This is a genomic window from Pseudomonas agronomica, assembly GCF_025917275.1.
Classification (GTDB): Bacteria; Pseudomonadota; Gammaproteobacteria; order Pseudomonadales; family Pseudomonadaceae; genus Aquipseudomonas; species Aquipseudomonas agronomica.
Genome location: NZ_JAOSHO010000090.1, coordinates 1 through 14,868, shown reverse-complemented (window position 1 = coordinate 14,868; position 14,868 = coordinate 1). Strand labels below are relative to the sequence as shown.

At 59.9% G+C, this 14,868-nt stretch carries 15 protein-coding genes; all 15 read right to left on the bottom strand.

Annotated features, from left to right (window positions below; genetic code table 11):
• Positions 1 to 14: 14 nt before the first annotated feature.
• On the bottom strand, positions 15 to 659 hold the full coding sequence (gene rnhB / locus OC610_RS09680; RefSeq protein ID WP_264427602.1) for a ribonuclease HII: 645 nt from the start codon (positions 657 to 659) through the stop codon (positions 15 to 17).
• Positions 660 to 670: 11 nt separating this feature from the next.
• Positions 671 to 1,801, bottom strand: a complete 1,131-nt coding sequence (gene lpxB / locus OC610_RS09675; RefSeq protein WP_264427601.1) for a lipid-A-disaccharide synthase — start codon at positions 1,799 to 1,801, stop codon at positions 671 to 673.
• 2 nt (positions 1,802 to 1,803) lie between these two features.
• Positions 1,804 to 2,580, bottom strand: a complete 777-nt coding sequence (lpxA, locus tag OC610_RS09670; protein WP_264427600.1) for an acyl-ACP--UDP-N-acetylglucosamine O-acyltransferase — start codon at positions 2,578 to 2,580, stop codon at positions 1,804 to 1,806.
• Complete coding sequence (gene fabZ, locus OC610_RS09665; protein WP_003184897.1) at positions 2,577 to 3,017, bottom strand: 3-hydroxyacyl-ACP dehydratase FabZ; 441 nt, start codon at positions 3,015 to 3,017, stop codon at positions 2,577 to 2,579. The genes lpxA and fabZ overlap by 4 nt, the downstream gene beginning before the upstream one ends.
• A gap of 111 nt (positions 3,018 to 3,128) precedes the next feature.
• Entirely contained in the window at positions 3,129 to 4,184 is a 1,056-nt protein-coding gene (lpxD, locus tag OC610_RS09660; protein WP_264427599.1) for a UDP-3-O-(3-hydroxymyristoyl)glucosamine N-acyltransferase, read from the bottom strand.
• Between the two features lie 3 nt (positions 4,185 to 4,187).
• Positions 4,188 to 4,691, bottom strand: a complete 504-nt coding sequence (locus OC610_RS09655) for an OmpH family outer membrane protein (protein ID WP_003184901.1) — start codon at positions 4,689 to 4,691, stop codon at positions 4,188 to 4,190.
• Positions 4,692 to 4,736: 45 nt separating this feature from the next.
• Positions 4,737 to 7,112, bottom strand: a complete 2,376-nt coding sequence (gene bamA / locus OC610_RS09650; RefSeq protein WP_264427598.1) for an outer membrane protein assembly factor BamA — start codon at positions 7,110 to 7,112, stop codon at positions 4,737 to 4,739.
• A gap of 74 nt (positions 7,113 to 7,186) precedes the next feature.
• The gene (rseP, locus tag OC610_RS09645) at positions 7,187 to 8,539 is read right to left on the bottom strand and encodes an RIP metalloprotease RseP (protein ID WP_264427597.1); all 1,353 of its coding nucleotides are present in this window, start codon (positions 8,537 to 8,539) and stop codon (positions 7,187 to 7,189) included.
• A gap of 52 nt (positions 8,540 to 8,591) precedes the next feature.
• A complete protein-coding gene (gene ispC, locus OC610_RS09640; protein ID WP_264427596.1) occupies positions 8,592 to 9,782 on the bottom strand; it encodes a 1-deoxy-D-xylulose-5-phosphate reductoisomerase in 1,191 nt (396 codons plus the stop codon).
• A complete protein-coding gene (locus OC610_RS09635) occupies positions 9,779 to 10,585 on the bottom strand; it encodes a phosphatidate cytidylyltransferase (protein WP_264427595.1) in 807 nt (268 codons plus the stop codon). Before OC610_RS09635 ends, ispC begins: the two co-directional genes overlap by 4 nt.
• On the bottom strand, positions 10,585 to 11,340 hold the full coding sequence (gene uppS, locus OC610_RS09630) for a polyprenyl diphosphate synthase (RefSeq protein WP_264427594.1): 756 nt from the start codon (positions 11,338 to 11,340) through the stop codon (positions 10,585 to 10,587). The genes OC610_RS09635 and uppS overlap by 1 nt, the downstream gene beginning before the upstream one ends.
• A 13-nt stretch (positions 11,341 to 11,353) precedes the next feature.
• Complete coding sequence (gene frr / locus OC610_RS09625; RefSeq protein WP_181289173.1) at positions 11,354 to 11,911, bottom strand: ribosome recycling factor; 558 nt, start codon at positions 11,909 to 11,911, stop codon at positions 11,354 to 11,356.
• The gene (pyrH, locus tag OC610_RS09620; RefSeq protein ID WP_003198235.1) at positions 11,908 to 12,651 is read right to left on the bottom strand and encodes a UMP kinase; all 744 of its coding nucleotides are present in this window, start codon (positions 12,649 to 12,651) and stop codon (positions 11,908 to 11,910) included. The genes frr and pyrH overlap by 4 nt, the downstream gene beginning before the upstream one ends.
• 214 nt (positions 12,652 to 12,865) lie before the next feature.
• Entirely contained in the window at positions 12,866 to 13,732 is an 867-nt protein-coding gene (gene tsf / locus OC610_RS09615; protein WP_030139490.1) for a translation elongation factor Ts, read from the bottom strand.
• A 195-nt stretch (positions 13,733 to 13,927) separates the two neighbouring features.
• Positions 13,928 to 14,665, bottom strand: a complete 738-nt coding sequence (gene rpsB / locus OC610_RS09610; protein WP_003198231.1) for a 30S ribosomal protein S2 — start codon at positions 14,663 to 14,665, stop codon at positions 13,928 to 13,930.
• Between the last annotated feature and the right edge of the window lie 203 nt (positions 14,666 to 14,868).

The following is a 14,868-nucleotide window of genomic DNA, read 5'->3' as shown; positions in this document are numbered from 1 at the left end:
ATTGCGACGTTTCGCTAAATCCCCTCGGCAAGATTGCTCACAATCAAGCCATCCCGCGCTTCATAAGCCAGCCTAACCGGGGCAAACGAACGCCGATGAATGGGCGTTGGCCCGAGGCGCGCCAGGGCTTCCAGGTGGACGGGGGTCGGATAGCCCTTGTGGCTGCCGATGCCGTAGCCCGGGTAGATCAACTCGAAGGCGCTCATTTCCCGGTCACGGCTGACCTTGGCCAGGATCGAAGCCGCCGCGATGGCGGGCACCTTGCCGTCGCCCTGGATGACCGCTTCGGCGCGCATCGACAGTTTCGGGCAACGATTGCCGTCGATCATCGCCAGCTTCGGCGTGATGTGCAGCCCCTGCACCGCACGCTGCATGGCGAGCATGGTGGCGTGCAGGATATTGAGCTCATCGATTTCTTCGACTTCGGCCCGGGCGATGCACCAGCTCAGGGCCTTCTCGCAGATTTCGTCGTAGAGTTTCTCGCGACGGGCTTCGGTGAGCTTCTTCGAATCATTGAGGCCGAGGATCGGCCGGTTCGGATCGAGAATCACCGCCGCCGTCACCACCGCGCCGCACAAAGGCCCGCGCCCTACTTCATCGACACCGGCCACCAGCTCTTCCACTTCGGCGACCAGGTTGAAATCCAGGCCCATCTGCAGCTTTACGTTGCTCATGATTTTGCGCCGATCAGGGTCAGTACCGCGTCAGCCGCCTGATTGGAGGCATCACGACGCAAGGTACGGTGGATTTCGTCAAAGCCCCGAGTCTGTTCCTCGCCGCCGTCGATCAAGGGCGACAACGTGTTGGCCAAAGCGTCCGCGGTCGCATCGTCCTGCAGCAACTCGGGGACCAGCAGGCGCTGGGCCAGCAGATTGGGCAAAGAAACGTAAGGACTCTTGACCATGCGCTTGAGTATCCAGAACGTCAGCGGCGCCAGGCGATAGGCAACCACCATCGGGCGTTTGAACAGCAACGCCTCAAGGGTAGCAGTGCCGGAGGCAATCAACACAGCGTCACACGCCGCCAGCGCATCATGGGAGCGACCGTCGAGCAACGTGACCGGCAAATCGCGACCGACCAGCAGGGCCTCCAACTGGGCTCGACGCTGCGGACTGGCACACGGCAAGACAAAACGTACACCAGGCCGCATCATCCGCAGGCGTTCAGCGGCGTCGAAGAACAGACCGCCCAGGCGACTCACTTCGCCGCCACGACTGCCGGGCATCAACGCCACCAGCGGCCCTTCGGGCAGGCCCAACGCCTGGCGCGCCGCCGCGCGGTCCGCCTCCAGGGGGATGGTATCGGCCAGGGTGTGTCCGACAAACCGCACGGGTACGCCTTTTTCTTCGTAGAAACGGGCCTCGAACGGCAGCAGCGTCAGCATCAGGTCGCAACCTTCGCGGATCTTCAACACGCGTTTCTGCCGCCAGGCCCAGACCGACGGGCTGACGTAATGCACGGTCTTGATACCCGCCTGGCGCAATTTGAGTTCGATATTGAGGGTGAAATCCGGCGCATCGATACCGATGAAGACGTCCGGTTTTTCTTCGATCAGCGTCTGGATCAGCTTCTTGCGCCGGGCCAGCAACTCCCGCAAGCGACCGAGCACTTCCACCAAGCCCATGACTGACAGGCGCTCCATGGGGAAGTAGGATTCCAGCCCTTCGGCCTGCATCAATGGCCCACCAACACCGATGAATTCGACTGCGGGATGCTGCGCCTTGAGCGCACGCATCAGACCGGCACCCAGGATGTCACCGGAAGCCTCCCCCGCCACCAGCGCAATACGCAGATTAGCCATGGTCAGCGCGTGATGCCGCGGGTCGAAGACTGGATCGAATCGCGGAATGTCGCGACCTCCGGGAACTGCGCCGACGCCTCGGCCAATTCAGCGAGCGCCTGCTCGACCGTCAGGCCCTGGCGGTACACGACCTTGTAGGCGCGACGCAGCGCTGTGATCGCCTCTTCGCTGAAGCCACGACGGCGCATGCCTTCGAAGTTCATGCTGCGGGCTTCGGCCGGGTTACCGAACACGGTGACGTACGCGGGAACATCCTTGCCGATGGCGGTGCCCATGCCGGAGAAACTGTGGGCGCCAATATGGCAATACTGGTGAACCAGGGTGAAGCCGGACAGGATAGCCCAGTCATCCACGTGCACATGGCCGGCCAATGCGGTGTTGTTGACAAGGATGCAATGGTTGCCAATGACGCTGTCGTGGCCGATATGGGCATAGGCCATGATCAGGTTGTGGTCGCCCAGGGTCGTTTCGGAACGGTCCTGGACGGTGCCACGGTGAATCGTCACGCCTTCGCGGATCACGTTGTGATCGCCAATGACCAGACGGGTTTCTTCACCTTTGTACTTCAGATCGGGCGTGTCCTCGCCTACCGACGAAAACTGGTAGATGCGATTGTGCCGGCCGATCCGGGTCGGCCCCTTGAGAATTACGTGGGGGCCGATCACCGTGCCCTCGCCGATTTCCACACCTGCGCCGACGATCGACCAAGGGCCAACCTCGACGTCGGCGGCCAGCACGGCCGACGGATCGATGATTGCGCGAGGGTCAATCAAACTCATAGTTTGCGTTCCGCGCAGATGATTTCAGCGGAGCAGACCGGCTTGCCATCGACCGAAGCCTGGCATTCGAATTTCCAGATCTGGCGCTTGCAGCTGATGAACTTGGCCTCGAGGATCAATTGATCGCCCGGGGTCACTGGCTGGCGAAAGCGCAGTTTGTCGGAACCGACGAAATAATAGAGCGTGCCATCGGCAGGCTTCACGTCGAGCATTTTGAAACCAAGGATCCCGGCAGCCTGAGCCATCGCCTCGATGATCAATACGCCCGGCATGATGGGATGCGCGGGGAAGTGGCCATTGAAGAACGGTTCGTTGATGCTGACATTCTTGTAGGCGCGAATGCGCTTGCCTTCAACATCCAGGTCCACGACCCGATCCACCAGCAGGAACGGGTAACGGTGAGGCAGGTATTCGCGAATCTCGTTGATGTCCATCATTTCGGGGGGAAGCCTATGTAAAGATTGGGAGCGCACGATTGACGCGCACCCCGCTAGCAAATCAAGGAGGCCAAGGCCTAGCGGCTGTGCACACTTGATATGGAAATGGTATCAGCCATCTGATGAAGCATTACCGCCAGGGGTCACGTCCCCTACACGCTTTTCCAGCTGTCGCAGTCGTCGAGCCATGTCGTCGAGCTGGCGGATACGCGCCGCGCTCTTGCGCCATTCGGCCGCTGGCTGCATTGCCGTACCGGATGAATAGGAACCCGGCTCGGTAATCGAGTGGGTGACCATGGTCATGCCGGTCAGGAAAACGTTGTCACAGATTTCGATGTGGCCTACCAGCCCTACGCCACCGGCCAGCATGCAATGCCTGCCGATCTTGGTACTGCCGGAAATACCCACGCAAGCAGCCATGGCGGTGTGGTCACCGACCTGGACGTTGTGGGCGATCTGGATCTGGTTGTCGAGCTTGACGCCGTTACCAATGACGGTGTCGGCAAGCGCACCACGGTCGATCGCGGTATTGACGCCGATCTCCACATCATCGCCGACGGTCACGCCGCCGATCTGGGCGATCTTCTGCCAGACGCCTTTTTCATTGGCAAAACCGAACCCTTCACCACCGAGTACCGCGCCAGATTGGATCACCACCCGCTTGCCGATGCGCACATCGTGATACAGGGTGACGCGCGGTGCCAACCAGCCGCCCTCACCGATCTCGCTGCGCGCGCCGACAAAGCAGTGGGCGCCCAGCGTCACGCCAGCGCCAATCCGGGCCGCGCTTTCGATGACGACAAACGGCCCGATGCTGGCCGTGGGGTCAACGATCGCATCCGCCGCGATCACTGCTGAAGGGTGGATACCCGCAGCAGACTTTGGTTTCGGGTCGAACAGATGGGAAATCCGCGCATACGCCAGGTACGGGTCCGGCACAATCAGCGCATCGCCGGCAAACCCTTCCGCATCATCGGCCTTCAGCAACAGTGCTGCGGCCCGGCTGTCGACCAGGTATTTGCGGTATTGGGGATTTGCCAGAAAGCTCAACTGAGCTGGGCCAGCCTCTTGCAAAGTGGCTAGCCCAGTAATTGCCTTCTCCGGGTCGCCACGCAGGGTGGCGCCGAGGAACTCAGCCAGCTGGCCGAGTTTGATAGTCGCTGTCATGGATTACTTCAGCTGATTCATGCGCTCGATAACCTGGCGCGTGATGTCGTATTGAGGTTTGACATCGATCACTGCGCCGCGCTCGAACACCAGGTCGAAACCGCCTTTCTTGATGACTTCTTCCACGGCACTGTCGAGTTTCGGCTTGAGCTGCTTGAGCATTTCGCGGTCGGCCACGGCTTTCGCTTCGTTCAGTTCCTTGGACTGGAACTGGAAGTCGCGGGCCTTCTGCTTGAATTCCAGCTCAAGACGCTCGCGCTCGCCCTGGGCCATCTTGTCGCCACCGGCGACCAGACGGTCCTGGATACCCTTGGCGCTGCTTTCCAGGCCCTTGAGCTTGGTCAGTTGCGGGCCGAATTTCTTCTCGGCGTCCACGGCATATTTCTTCGCCGCATCGGACTCCAGCAGGGCCATTTGATAATTCAGCACGGCGATCTTCATGTCGGCAAAAGCCGGACCTGCGACCAGTACGGTCGCCAGGAGAACCAATTGAGTCAACTTACGCACGATGTACTCCTACAAAATCCATTGTCGTTATCTTGGGCCGGACAATTAGAACGTCTGGCCGAGGGAAAATTGGAACACTTGGGTTTCAGCGTCATCCGGTTTCTTGATCGGCATCGCCAGCGCGAAGCTCAACGGGCCCAGCGCGGTGACCCAGGTCACGCCCACGCCGACGGAGCTGGCCATGTTGCTCAGGCTGATGTCGTTGCACTTGGTGTTGGAACTCGTACCGTTGGCGTTGGTGGTGTTATCGCAACTGGAGTCGAATACGTTACCCACGTCCCAGAATACCGAGGTACGCAGGGAACGCTGATCCTTGACGAACGGCATCGGGAACAGGATCTCGGCGCCGCCCTGGATGAGCACATTGCCACCGAACGGCAGCGGATCCTGGTCCGGGTCTGCAATCGTGCCCGGGTTCGTGCCACGGCTCGGCGTGCTGCGTGGACCCAGAGTGCTGTCCTTGAAACCACGTACCGAGTTGAAACCACCGGCATAGTAGTTCTCGTAGAACGGCAGGCCGTCAGTCGAACCGTAGCCATCGCCATAACCCAGCTCGGTGTGCAGGCGCATGGTGTAGTTATCGGTCAGCGGCTGGAACAGTTGGCCACGATAATCGAGCTTGAAGAACGACAGGTCGCTGCCCGGGATGGTCGACTCAAGAACCAGGCTCTGGGAGTGACCGCGTGTCGCCAACACACCCTTGTTCAGGGTCGACTCGGACCAACCGGCAGACGCCTTGAAGTTCAGGTAGTTATCGCCTTCCTTGTTAACGAAGTCGAAGATTTCATCAACGGTGTAACGACCGGTGTTGATCTTGTCCTGCTGGGCGGTAAGGCCAAAGGTCAGGCGCGAAGTCTCACTGATCGGATAGCCCACGTTGACGCCGGCACCGAGGCTGTCCACCGCATAGCTGGAAATGTCCGAATCGAGTTCGTCGTAGTCAGTGGTGCGATAAAAGGCGTTGTAGCCCAGGCTCACGCCATCGGCAGTCCAGTAGGGGTCCACGTAGCCAAAGTTGTAGCGGGTCTGGTATTCGCTGCGAGTCAGGCCGATGCTGACCTTGTTACCGGTACCAAGGAAGTTGTTCTGGGTGATCGAGCCGCCCAGGATCAGGCCGGCGCTCTGGGCAAAACCGACGCTCGCGGTGATCGAACCGGAAGCCTGCTCCTCGACGCTGTAGTTCACGTCAACCTGGTCATCGACGCCCGGTACGGCCGGGGTCTCGACGTTGACTTCCTTGAAGAAGCCCAGGCGCTCCAGGCGGGTCTTGGATTGATCGATCAGGTAGGTCGATGCCCAGCCACCTTCCATCTGGCGCATTTCACGGCGCAGCACTTCGTCCTCGGACTTGGTGTTGCCACGGAAATTGATGCGGTTGACGTACGCACGCTTGCCTGGATCCACGGCAAAGGTGATATCGACGGTATGGTCATCATCGTGCGGCTGCGGTACGCCGTTGACGTTGGCGAAGGTATAGCCCTCGTTACCCAGGCGACGGGTGATCAGCTCGGACGTGGTGGTCATCAGCTTGCGCGAGAACACCTGGCCCTTCTGCACCAGCAGAAGCGACTTGACCTGGTCTTCAGGGACCTTCAGGTCGCCGCTGAGCTTGACGTCACGAACGGTGTATTTCTCGCCTTCGTTGACGTTGACAGTGATATAGACGTGCTTCTTGTCCGGGGTGATCGACACCTGGGTCGAAGCGATGTCCATGTTGATGTAGCCGCGGTCCAGGTAGTAGGAACGCAGGCGCTCCAGGTCACCGGAGAGTTTTTCACGGGCGTACTTGTCGTCGTTCTTGAAGAATGACAACCAGTTGGTGGTCTTGAGTTCGAACAGGTCGATCAGGTCTTCGTCTGGGAAAACCGTGTTGCCCACCACGTTGATGTGCTGGATGGCGGCAACGGTGCCTTCGTTGATGTTCACCTTCAGGCCAACGCGGTTGCGCGGTTGCGGGACGACTTCGGTATCAACGGTGGCCGAGTAGCGGCCCTGGGCAACGTATTGGCGCTGCAACTCGTTACGAACGCCTTCGAGTGTCGCGCGCTGGAAGATCTCGCCTTCGGCCAGGCCCGATTGCTTCAGGCCTTTCATCAGGTCTTCGGTGGAGATCGCCTTGTTGCCCTCGATCTCGATACTGGCGACCGACGGACGTTCGACTACCGTGATGACCAGGACATTGCCGTCGCGGCCCAGCTGGATATCTTGAAAGAAGCCGGTCTTGAACAACGCACGAGTGGATTCCACCAGGCGCCGATCATCCGCCTGCTCGCCGACGTTCAGCGGCAAGGCACCAAAGACGCTACCCGCGGAAACCCGCTGGAGGCCGTTGACGCGAATATCAGAGATAGTGAAGGACTCGGCGTGAACTTCGGCGATCATCAATACGGTGAGAACCGCAGTTAGCAGCAGACGTTTCATGAAGTCCTTTCTTATTCCAACTGGCAATAAACAAACTGCCGCAAAATGCGGCAGATTCGCAATTCAGCGAAGCGTTACAGACGACCCAGATCGTTGACCAAGGCAAGCAACATCACCCCGACCACCAAGCTGATACCGATCTGTATCCCCCAACCTTGCACCCGATCCGACAAGGGACGACCACGCGCCCACTCGATCAGATAAAACAGCAGATGCCCCCCATCCAGTACCGGGATGGGCAGCAAATTCAGAACCCCCAGGCTAATGCTCAGATAAGCAAGGAAATTCAGGAAATCAGCAACGCCCGACTGGGCAGAAGCGCCCGCCACTTTAGCAATGGTTATCGGTCCACTCAAGTTTTTTACCGAGAGCTCGCCGAACAACATTTTCTTCAGCGAGTCGAGGGTCAGGACACTCATGGTCCAAGTACGCCGCGCACCCTCGCCGATTGCCGCGACAGGCCCGAAGCTGACCTCGCGGATCATTTCCGGTGGCCAGTCGACCGCCTTGACGCCCGCCCCCAGGTAACCGGTCGGCGCCTTGCTCTCGCCACGGGCAGCCAGTGCGACAGGGACGTCGATTGAAGCACCATCGCGCTCGACACGCAGCATGATTTTGGTATCAGGGCGAACACGAACCGAGTCGACCACCTGTTGCCAGTCACTGACAGGTTGGCCGTCGAATGCCAGCAAACGGTCGCCCGCTTTCAGGCCGGCAGCGTTGGCCGGGCCTTTCGGATCAAGTTCGGCAAGCACGGGCGGCAACGCGGGACGCCATGGGCGAATCCCCAGGGAACGGATCGGGTCAGGCTCATCGGCCCCCTTGAGCCAGTTGTCGAGGACCAGCTCCCGAGGCGAATCCGCCGTCGAGCCCTGTTCACGCACCATCAGTTGCAGCGAGCCGCTTTCACCCAGGCGACGCACCAACTGCAAGTTGACCGCAGCCCAGCCCGACGTTGGCTCGCCGTCGATGGCAACGATTTCCTGGCCCGCGCCCAATCCGGCCCGTGCCGCAACGCTGCCCGCCTCGACCGCGCCGATGACAGGCCGCACCTGCTCGCTACCCAGCATGGCCAGCGCCCAGAAAAACACCATGGCCAGCAGGAAATTGGCGATCGGACCCGCAGCGACGATGGCGATGCGCTGACGGACGGTCTTGCGATTGAAGGACTGATCGAGCTGATCGGCGGGGACTTCGCCTTCGCGCTCGTCAAGCATCTTGACGTAGCCGCCCAACGGAATGGCTGCCACGACGAACTCGGTGCCTTTCCTGTCATGCCAGCGCAACAACGGCATGCCGAAACCGACGGAAAAGCGCAGAACCTTGACGCCACAGCGACGCGCGACCCAGAAGTGGCCGAATTCGTGAAAAGTGACCAGCACCCCCAGCGCAACCAGGGTGCCGACAATCATATAGAGCGCGCTCATCTGTTTTCTCCACAATCCTGCCTGGGACAACCCCGGCTAACGTACCGCAGCCTCAGCGCCCGTGGCGCTTCAACCACTGGCCCGCCAGCTCACGAGCCCTGGCATCCGCCGTGAATACCGCATCGAGGTCCTCGAGCGAAACCACGGCTTCGAGATTCAAGACCTCTTCGATGATACTCGCGATCTCGAGGTAGCGGACACGCCCATCGAGAAACGCTGCAACCGCCACCTCGTTGGCGGCGTTAAGCATGGCCGGCGCGCTGTTACCCGCTTCGGCCGCCTGTCGCGCCAGGCGCAGACAGGGGAAACGCTGCTCATCGGGCGCCTGGAAGTCCAGGCGGGCAATGGCAAACAGGTCCAATGGTGCCACACCTGAATCAATCCGCTCTGGCCAGGCCAACGCGTTGGCAATAGGCGTGCGCATGTCCGGATTGCCCAACTGGGCCAGCACCGAGCCATCCACGTAATCCACGAGAGAGTGGATAACGCTTTGCGGATGGATGACCACCTCGACCTGGGCCGGTTCGGCATCGAACAGCCAGCAGGCCTCGATCAGCTCCAGCCCTTTGTTCATCATGCTGGCCGAATCCACGGAAATCTTGCGCCCCATGGACCAGTTCGGATGGGCGCAAGCCTGGTCGGGTGAAACATGCACCAACTCGTCCAACGGTGTCTGCCGGAAGGGACCACCAGAAGCTGTCAGAAGAATCCTCCTGACACCGACCGCCCCCAAGCCACGGGAAAAATCCCGGGGCATGCATTGAAAAATCGCGTTGTGTTCGCTGTCGATAGGCAGCAGTACCGAGCCGCTCTTGCGCACTGCCTGCATGAACAGCGCACCCGACATCACCAGCGCTTCCTTGTTGGCCAGCAAAATCTTCTTGCCAGCCTCCACCGCCGCCAGCGTCGGACGCAAACCCGCCGCCCCGACAATCGCCGCCATCACGGCATCGACTTCAGGATCGGAGGCTACCTGACACAAGCCCTCCTCCCCCACCAGGACGCGCGTCTGCAAGCCGGCCGCATTCAGGTCATCCTGCAATGCCCGAGCCACGCCGGCCTCGGGCACCACGGCAAACCGCGGCGCATGGCGAATGCACAGCGCCAGCAGCTCGTTGAGGCGAGTAAAGCCGCTGAGGGCGAACACCTGATAGCGCTCCGGGTGCCGGCCAATCACGTCCAGCGTACTGAGGCCTATCGAACCGGTGGCCCCCAGGACGGTAATCTGCTGGGGACGACTCACGATGCCGCCATCCACAACAGCACGGCAAAGATCGGGATCGCGGCGGTCAGGCTGTCGATGCGATCCAGCACACCACCGTGGCCAGGCAGCAGGTTACTGCTGTCCTTGATTCCGGATTGGCGCTTGAACATGCTTTCGGTCAGGTCACCGACCACGGACACGAAGACGATCAGGGCGGCGCCAAACAGCCCCATCAGGAGTTGCGCGACGGTCCAGTCCCGCACGAAGCCGACCACGGTGGTGATCACCAGGCTCAAGGCCAGGCCACCGTAGACACCTTCCCAACTTTTGCCAGGGCTGACTTTTGGCGCGAGCTTGCGCTTGCCGAAGGCCCGACCGGAGAAGTACGCCCCGACATCGGCACCCCAGACCAGCACCATTACCGCCATGATCTGCCAGTTGCCCAGCGGCCCTTGCTTGATCCAGATAAGCCCCTGCCATGCCGGCAACAGGATCAACAGGCCAATCACCAGCTTGGTCGCCGCGTTGGCCCAGTGGTGCGTCGTCCGCGGGTAGGTCAGGACCAGGAAGGTCGCCACCGCCCACCACAGTACCGCGGCACCGAGCACCCATGGAGCGAGGCCGGGAACTACGTACATGATGAACAACATGGCCGCCACGGCCGCTGCGTAGACCACCCGTGCCGACTGCGCAGGAAAACCCGCCAGCCGGGCCCATTCCCACGCCCCCAAGGTCACGACCAGACCGATGAACAGCGCAAAACTGCCACCCTCGAGCAGGAAAAAGCCGCCCAAGGCGATGGGCAGCAGGATCAGGGCAGTGATGATTCGTTGTTTGAGCATTAAACCCGGGCTCCAGCTTCGATCTGCTCGCTCGTTTTACCGAAGCGACGCTGACGGGAAGCGAAATCGGCCAGCGCGGTGCGCATGGCTTCGTGTTTGAAGTCCGGCCAGAACAGGTCGGAGAAATACAGCTCGGCGTAAGCCAGCTGCCAGAGCAGGAAATTACTGATGCGGTGTTCGCCACCGGTGCGAATGCACAAGTCCGGCAATGGCAAGTCACCGGTCGCCAGACAGGTTTGCAAGAGCTCGGGCGTAATGTCCTCGGGGCGCAGATGACCGGCCTGGACTTCCCGGGCCAGCCGCTGGGCCGCCTGGGCGATATCCCACTGCCCACCATAGTTGGCAGCGATTTGCAGGACAAACCGATCAGAACCAGCCGTGGCGGACTCGGCTTCACGCATGGCAGCTTGCAGTTCCGGATGAAAACGCGAGCGATCGCCAATGATCCGCAGGCTGATCTTGTTCTCATCCAGACGCTTGGCCTCACGCCGCAACGCCTTGAGGAACAGGTCCATCAACGCACTGACCTCATCGGCCGGACGTTGCCAGTTTTCGCTGGAAAAGGCGAACAGAGTGAGCACCTCGACCCCAGCCTCGGCGCACACCTCGATGACAGCGCGAACCGCATCAACCCCCGCCTTGTGCCCGGCGACGCCGGGCATGAAGCGTTTCTTGGCCCAGCGGTTGTTGCCGTCCATGATGATCGCCACATGGCGCGGCACCGCGAACGGCACGGCCTGCTTGGTCTTATCCATGAAAACGAGACCCTTATACGGCCATCAGGTCTTTTTCTTTCTCATCCGTGGCCTTGGTGATCTGGGCCTCGGAGTCCTTGGTCAACTTATCGATATCAGCGATGGCGCGACGCTCTTCGTCTTCGCTGATTGCCTTATCCTTGACCAGCTTCTTCAGCTCACCCAACGCGTCACGACGGATATTGCGCACGGCAACACGCGCGTCTTCCGCTGCGCTACGAGCCTGTTTGGTGAAGCCTTTGCGCGTTTCCTCGGTGAGGGCCGGCATCGGGATCAGCAGCAGCTCACCCAGGTTGGTTGGGTTGAGGTTCAGACCGGCGCTCTGGATCGCCTTGTCTACAGCAGCGAGCATGTTGCGCTCGAAAGCCACGACCTGCAGGGTGCGCGAGTCTTTCACGGTGACGTTGGCAACGCTGCTCAGCGGTGTATCAGTGCCGTAGTAAGGCACCATGACGCTGCCGAGGATGCTCGGGTGAGCCTTGCCGGTGCGAATCTGGCCGAATGCGTGGCTCAGGGAGTCCAGGGATTTCTGCATGCGCTCTTGAGCGTCTTTCTTGATTTCATTGATCATTGTTGAACTTCCTCGATCAGTGTTCCTTCGGCGCCGCCATGGACGATATTCAGCAAGGCGCCGGGTTTGTTCATGTTGAAGACGCGCAGCGGCATCTTGTGGTCGCGGCACAGGCAGATAGCGGTCAGGTCCATGACACCCAGCTTGCGATCCAGGACTTCATCGTAGGTCAGATGATCGAACTTCTCGGCATGCGGGTCTTTGAACGGGTCAGCGGTATACACGCCATCCACCTTGGTTGCCTTGAGCACGACATCGGCGTCGATTTCGATCGCCCGCAGGCACGCGGCCGAATCCGTGGTGAAGAACGGATTACCGGTACCCGCGGCAAAAATCACCACCTCCTTGGAGTTGAGGTGGCGCATGGCTTTGCGGCGATCGTAGTGATCGGTCACGCCCACCATGGAAATGGCCGACATCACGATGGCCGAGATATTGGCACGCTCCAGTGCGTCGCGCATAGCCAAGGCGTTCATCACAGTGGCCAGCATGCCCATGTGGTCGCCCGTGACCCGATCCATGCCGGCCGCGCTCAGCGCTGCGCCACGGAACAGGTTGCCGCCGCCGATGACCAGGCCGACCTGAACGCCGATCCCGACCAACTGGCCAACTTCCAGGGCCATGCGGTCCAGCACTTTCGGATCGATCCCGAACTCTTCCGAGCCCATCAGGGCCTCGCCGCTAAGCTTGAGTAGAATGCGTTTATAGCGAGCCTGATAACCACTGCCCTGCTGAGCCATTGCGAATCTCTCCTGCGGCGTATTTTTTCAAAAAATTCTTAACGGACTGTTTGCAGCCTCGTTCACTCTAGTCTGACGCTGACACAGCGCCATCGGAACACGGCTTTGTAAGCCAGTTCCGACAGGAAACCAATCAAAATCGGCATCCCCATCCAAAAAGAGGCTGCGCGCGTTAAGCGGGCAGCCTCTTCTGGGCGACGTTATGGAAACCGTCTTATTGCTTGCTGGCAGCAGCTACCTGGGCAGCAACTTCTTCAGCGAAGTTGTCGACCGGCTTCTCGATGCCTTCGCCCACTTTGAAGTAGGTGAAGGAAACGATTTCAGCACCGGCTTTCTTCGCCAGGTCGCCGACCTTGATTTCCGGGTTCTTGACGAACGCCTGCTCAACCAGGCTGGCTTCGGCCAGGAACTTGGAGATACGGCCGCTGACCATTTTCTCGGCGATTTCGGCAGGCTTGCCTTTCAGCTTCTCTTCGTTCAGCTGCAGGAAAACGCCCTTCTCGCGCTCGATCGCTTCAGCCGAAACGTCGGACGGCAGCAGGAACTCAGGGTTGGTTGCAGCTACGTGCATGGCGATGTCTTTCGCCAGTTCGGTATCGCCGCCCTTCAGGACAACCGCAACACCGATCTTGTTACCGTGCAGGTAGGTACCGACCACGTCACCTTCAACGCGAACCAGGCGACGGATGTTGACGTTCTCGCCGGTCTTGCCAACCAGGACCAGGCGCGCTTCTTCCTGAGCTTCGATCAGCGGAGCTGCGTCGGTCAGTTTGTCAGCGAAGGCTTTGTCGACGCTGGCAGCGACGAATGCCTTGAAGTCATCCTGCAGGGCCAGGAAGTCGGTCTGGGAGTTGACTTCCAGCAGAACGGCGGCTTTACCGTCGTCCTTGATGGCGATGGCGCCTTCAGCGGCAACGTTGCCAGCTTTCTTGGCAGCCTTGATGGCGCCCGAAGCACGCATGTCATCAATGGCTTTCTCGATGTCGCCGCCAGCCTTGGTCAAGGCTTTCTTGCAGTCCATCATGCCTTCGCCGGTACGCTCGCGCAGTTCTTTGACCAACGCTGCAGTAATCTCTGCCATTTCAAAATCCTCTTGGATAGGTTTTCAACCATTCCACCCGACCGAACGGGCGATCAATTCTTCCTGGAAAACCATTGCTTATAGACCGCGACAAGTTACAAACAGGTAGCTGCGCTGGCGACAAGTGGTTTTCGAGGTGGCAAAAAGGGGGCCAAGCCCCCTTTTTGCTTACTGAGTCAACGCCAGGGGCGTCGATTACTCAGCGGCTGCTGCCGGAGCTTCTTCAGCGAAGACTTCGGTGCCGCCATTAACATTGTTGCGACCACGGATCACAGCGTCAGCCATCGAACCCATGTACAGCTGGATGGCGCGAATGGCGTCATCGTTGCCTGGGATGATGTAGTCAACGCCTTCCGGGCTGCTGTTGGTATCGACAACGCCGATGACCGGGATACCCAGCTTGTTGGCTTCGGTGATCGCGATGCGCTCGTGGTCAACGTCGATCACGAACAGTGCGTCAGGCAGACCGCCCATGTCCTTGATACCGCCCAGGGAGCGGTCCAGCTTCTCAAGATCGCGAGTGCGCATCAGCGCTTCTTTCTTGGTCAGCTTGGCGAAAGTACCGTCTTCGGACTGGACTTCAAGATCACGCAGACGCTTGATGGAAGCGCGGATGGTCTTGAAGTTGGTCAGCATGCCGCCCAACCAGCGGTGATCGACGTACGGCGAACCGCAACGTGCTGCTTCTTCAGCAACGATCTTGCCAGCGGAACGCTTGGTGCCGACGAACAGAATCTTGTTTTTGCCCTGGGCCAGGCGCTCTACGAAGGTCAGTGCTTCGTTGAACATCGGCAGGGTTTTTTCAAGGTTGATGATGTGGATCTTGTTACGCGCGCCGAAAATGTACTTGCCCATTTTCGGGTTCCAGTAACGGGTCTGGTGACCGAAGTGCACACCGGCCTTCAGCATATCGCGCATGTTGACTTGGGACATGATAGTTCCTTGATAAGTCGGGTTTGGCCTCCACGTATCCCAATGACCAACCAGCGGCTATATAAGCCGAAGGCACCCAGGTCATCGTGTCGACACGTGTGTGGATTTAAGCTTACGGGGTCATCCCCGGAAAGCGGCGCATTTTATACCACAGCAAGGGCGAAAACGGAACACGGATTCTGAAATCCCTGTGGCGAGGGGAT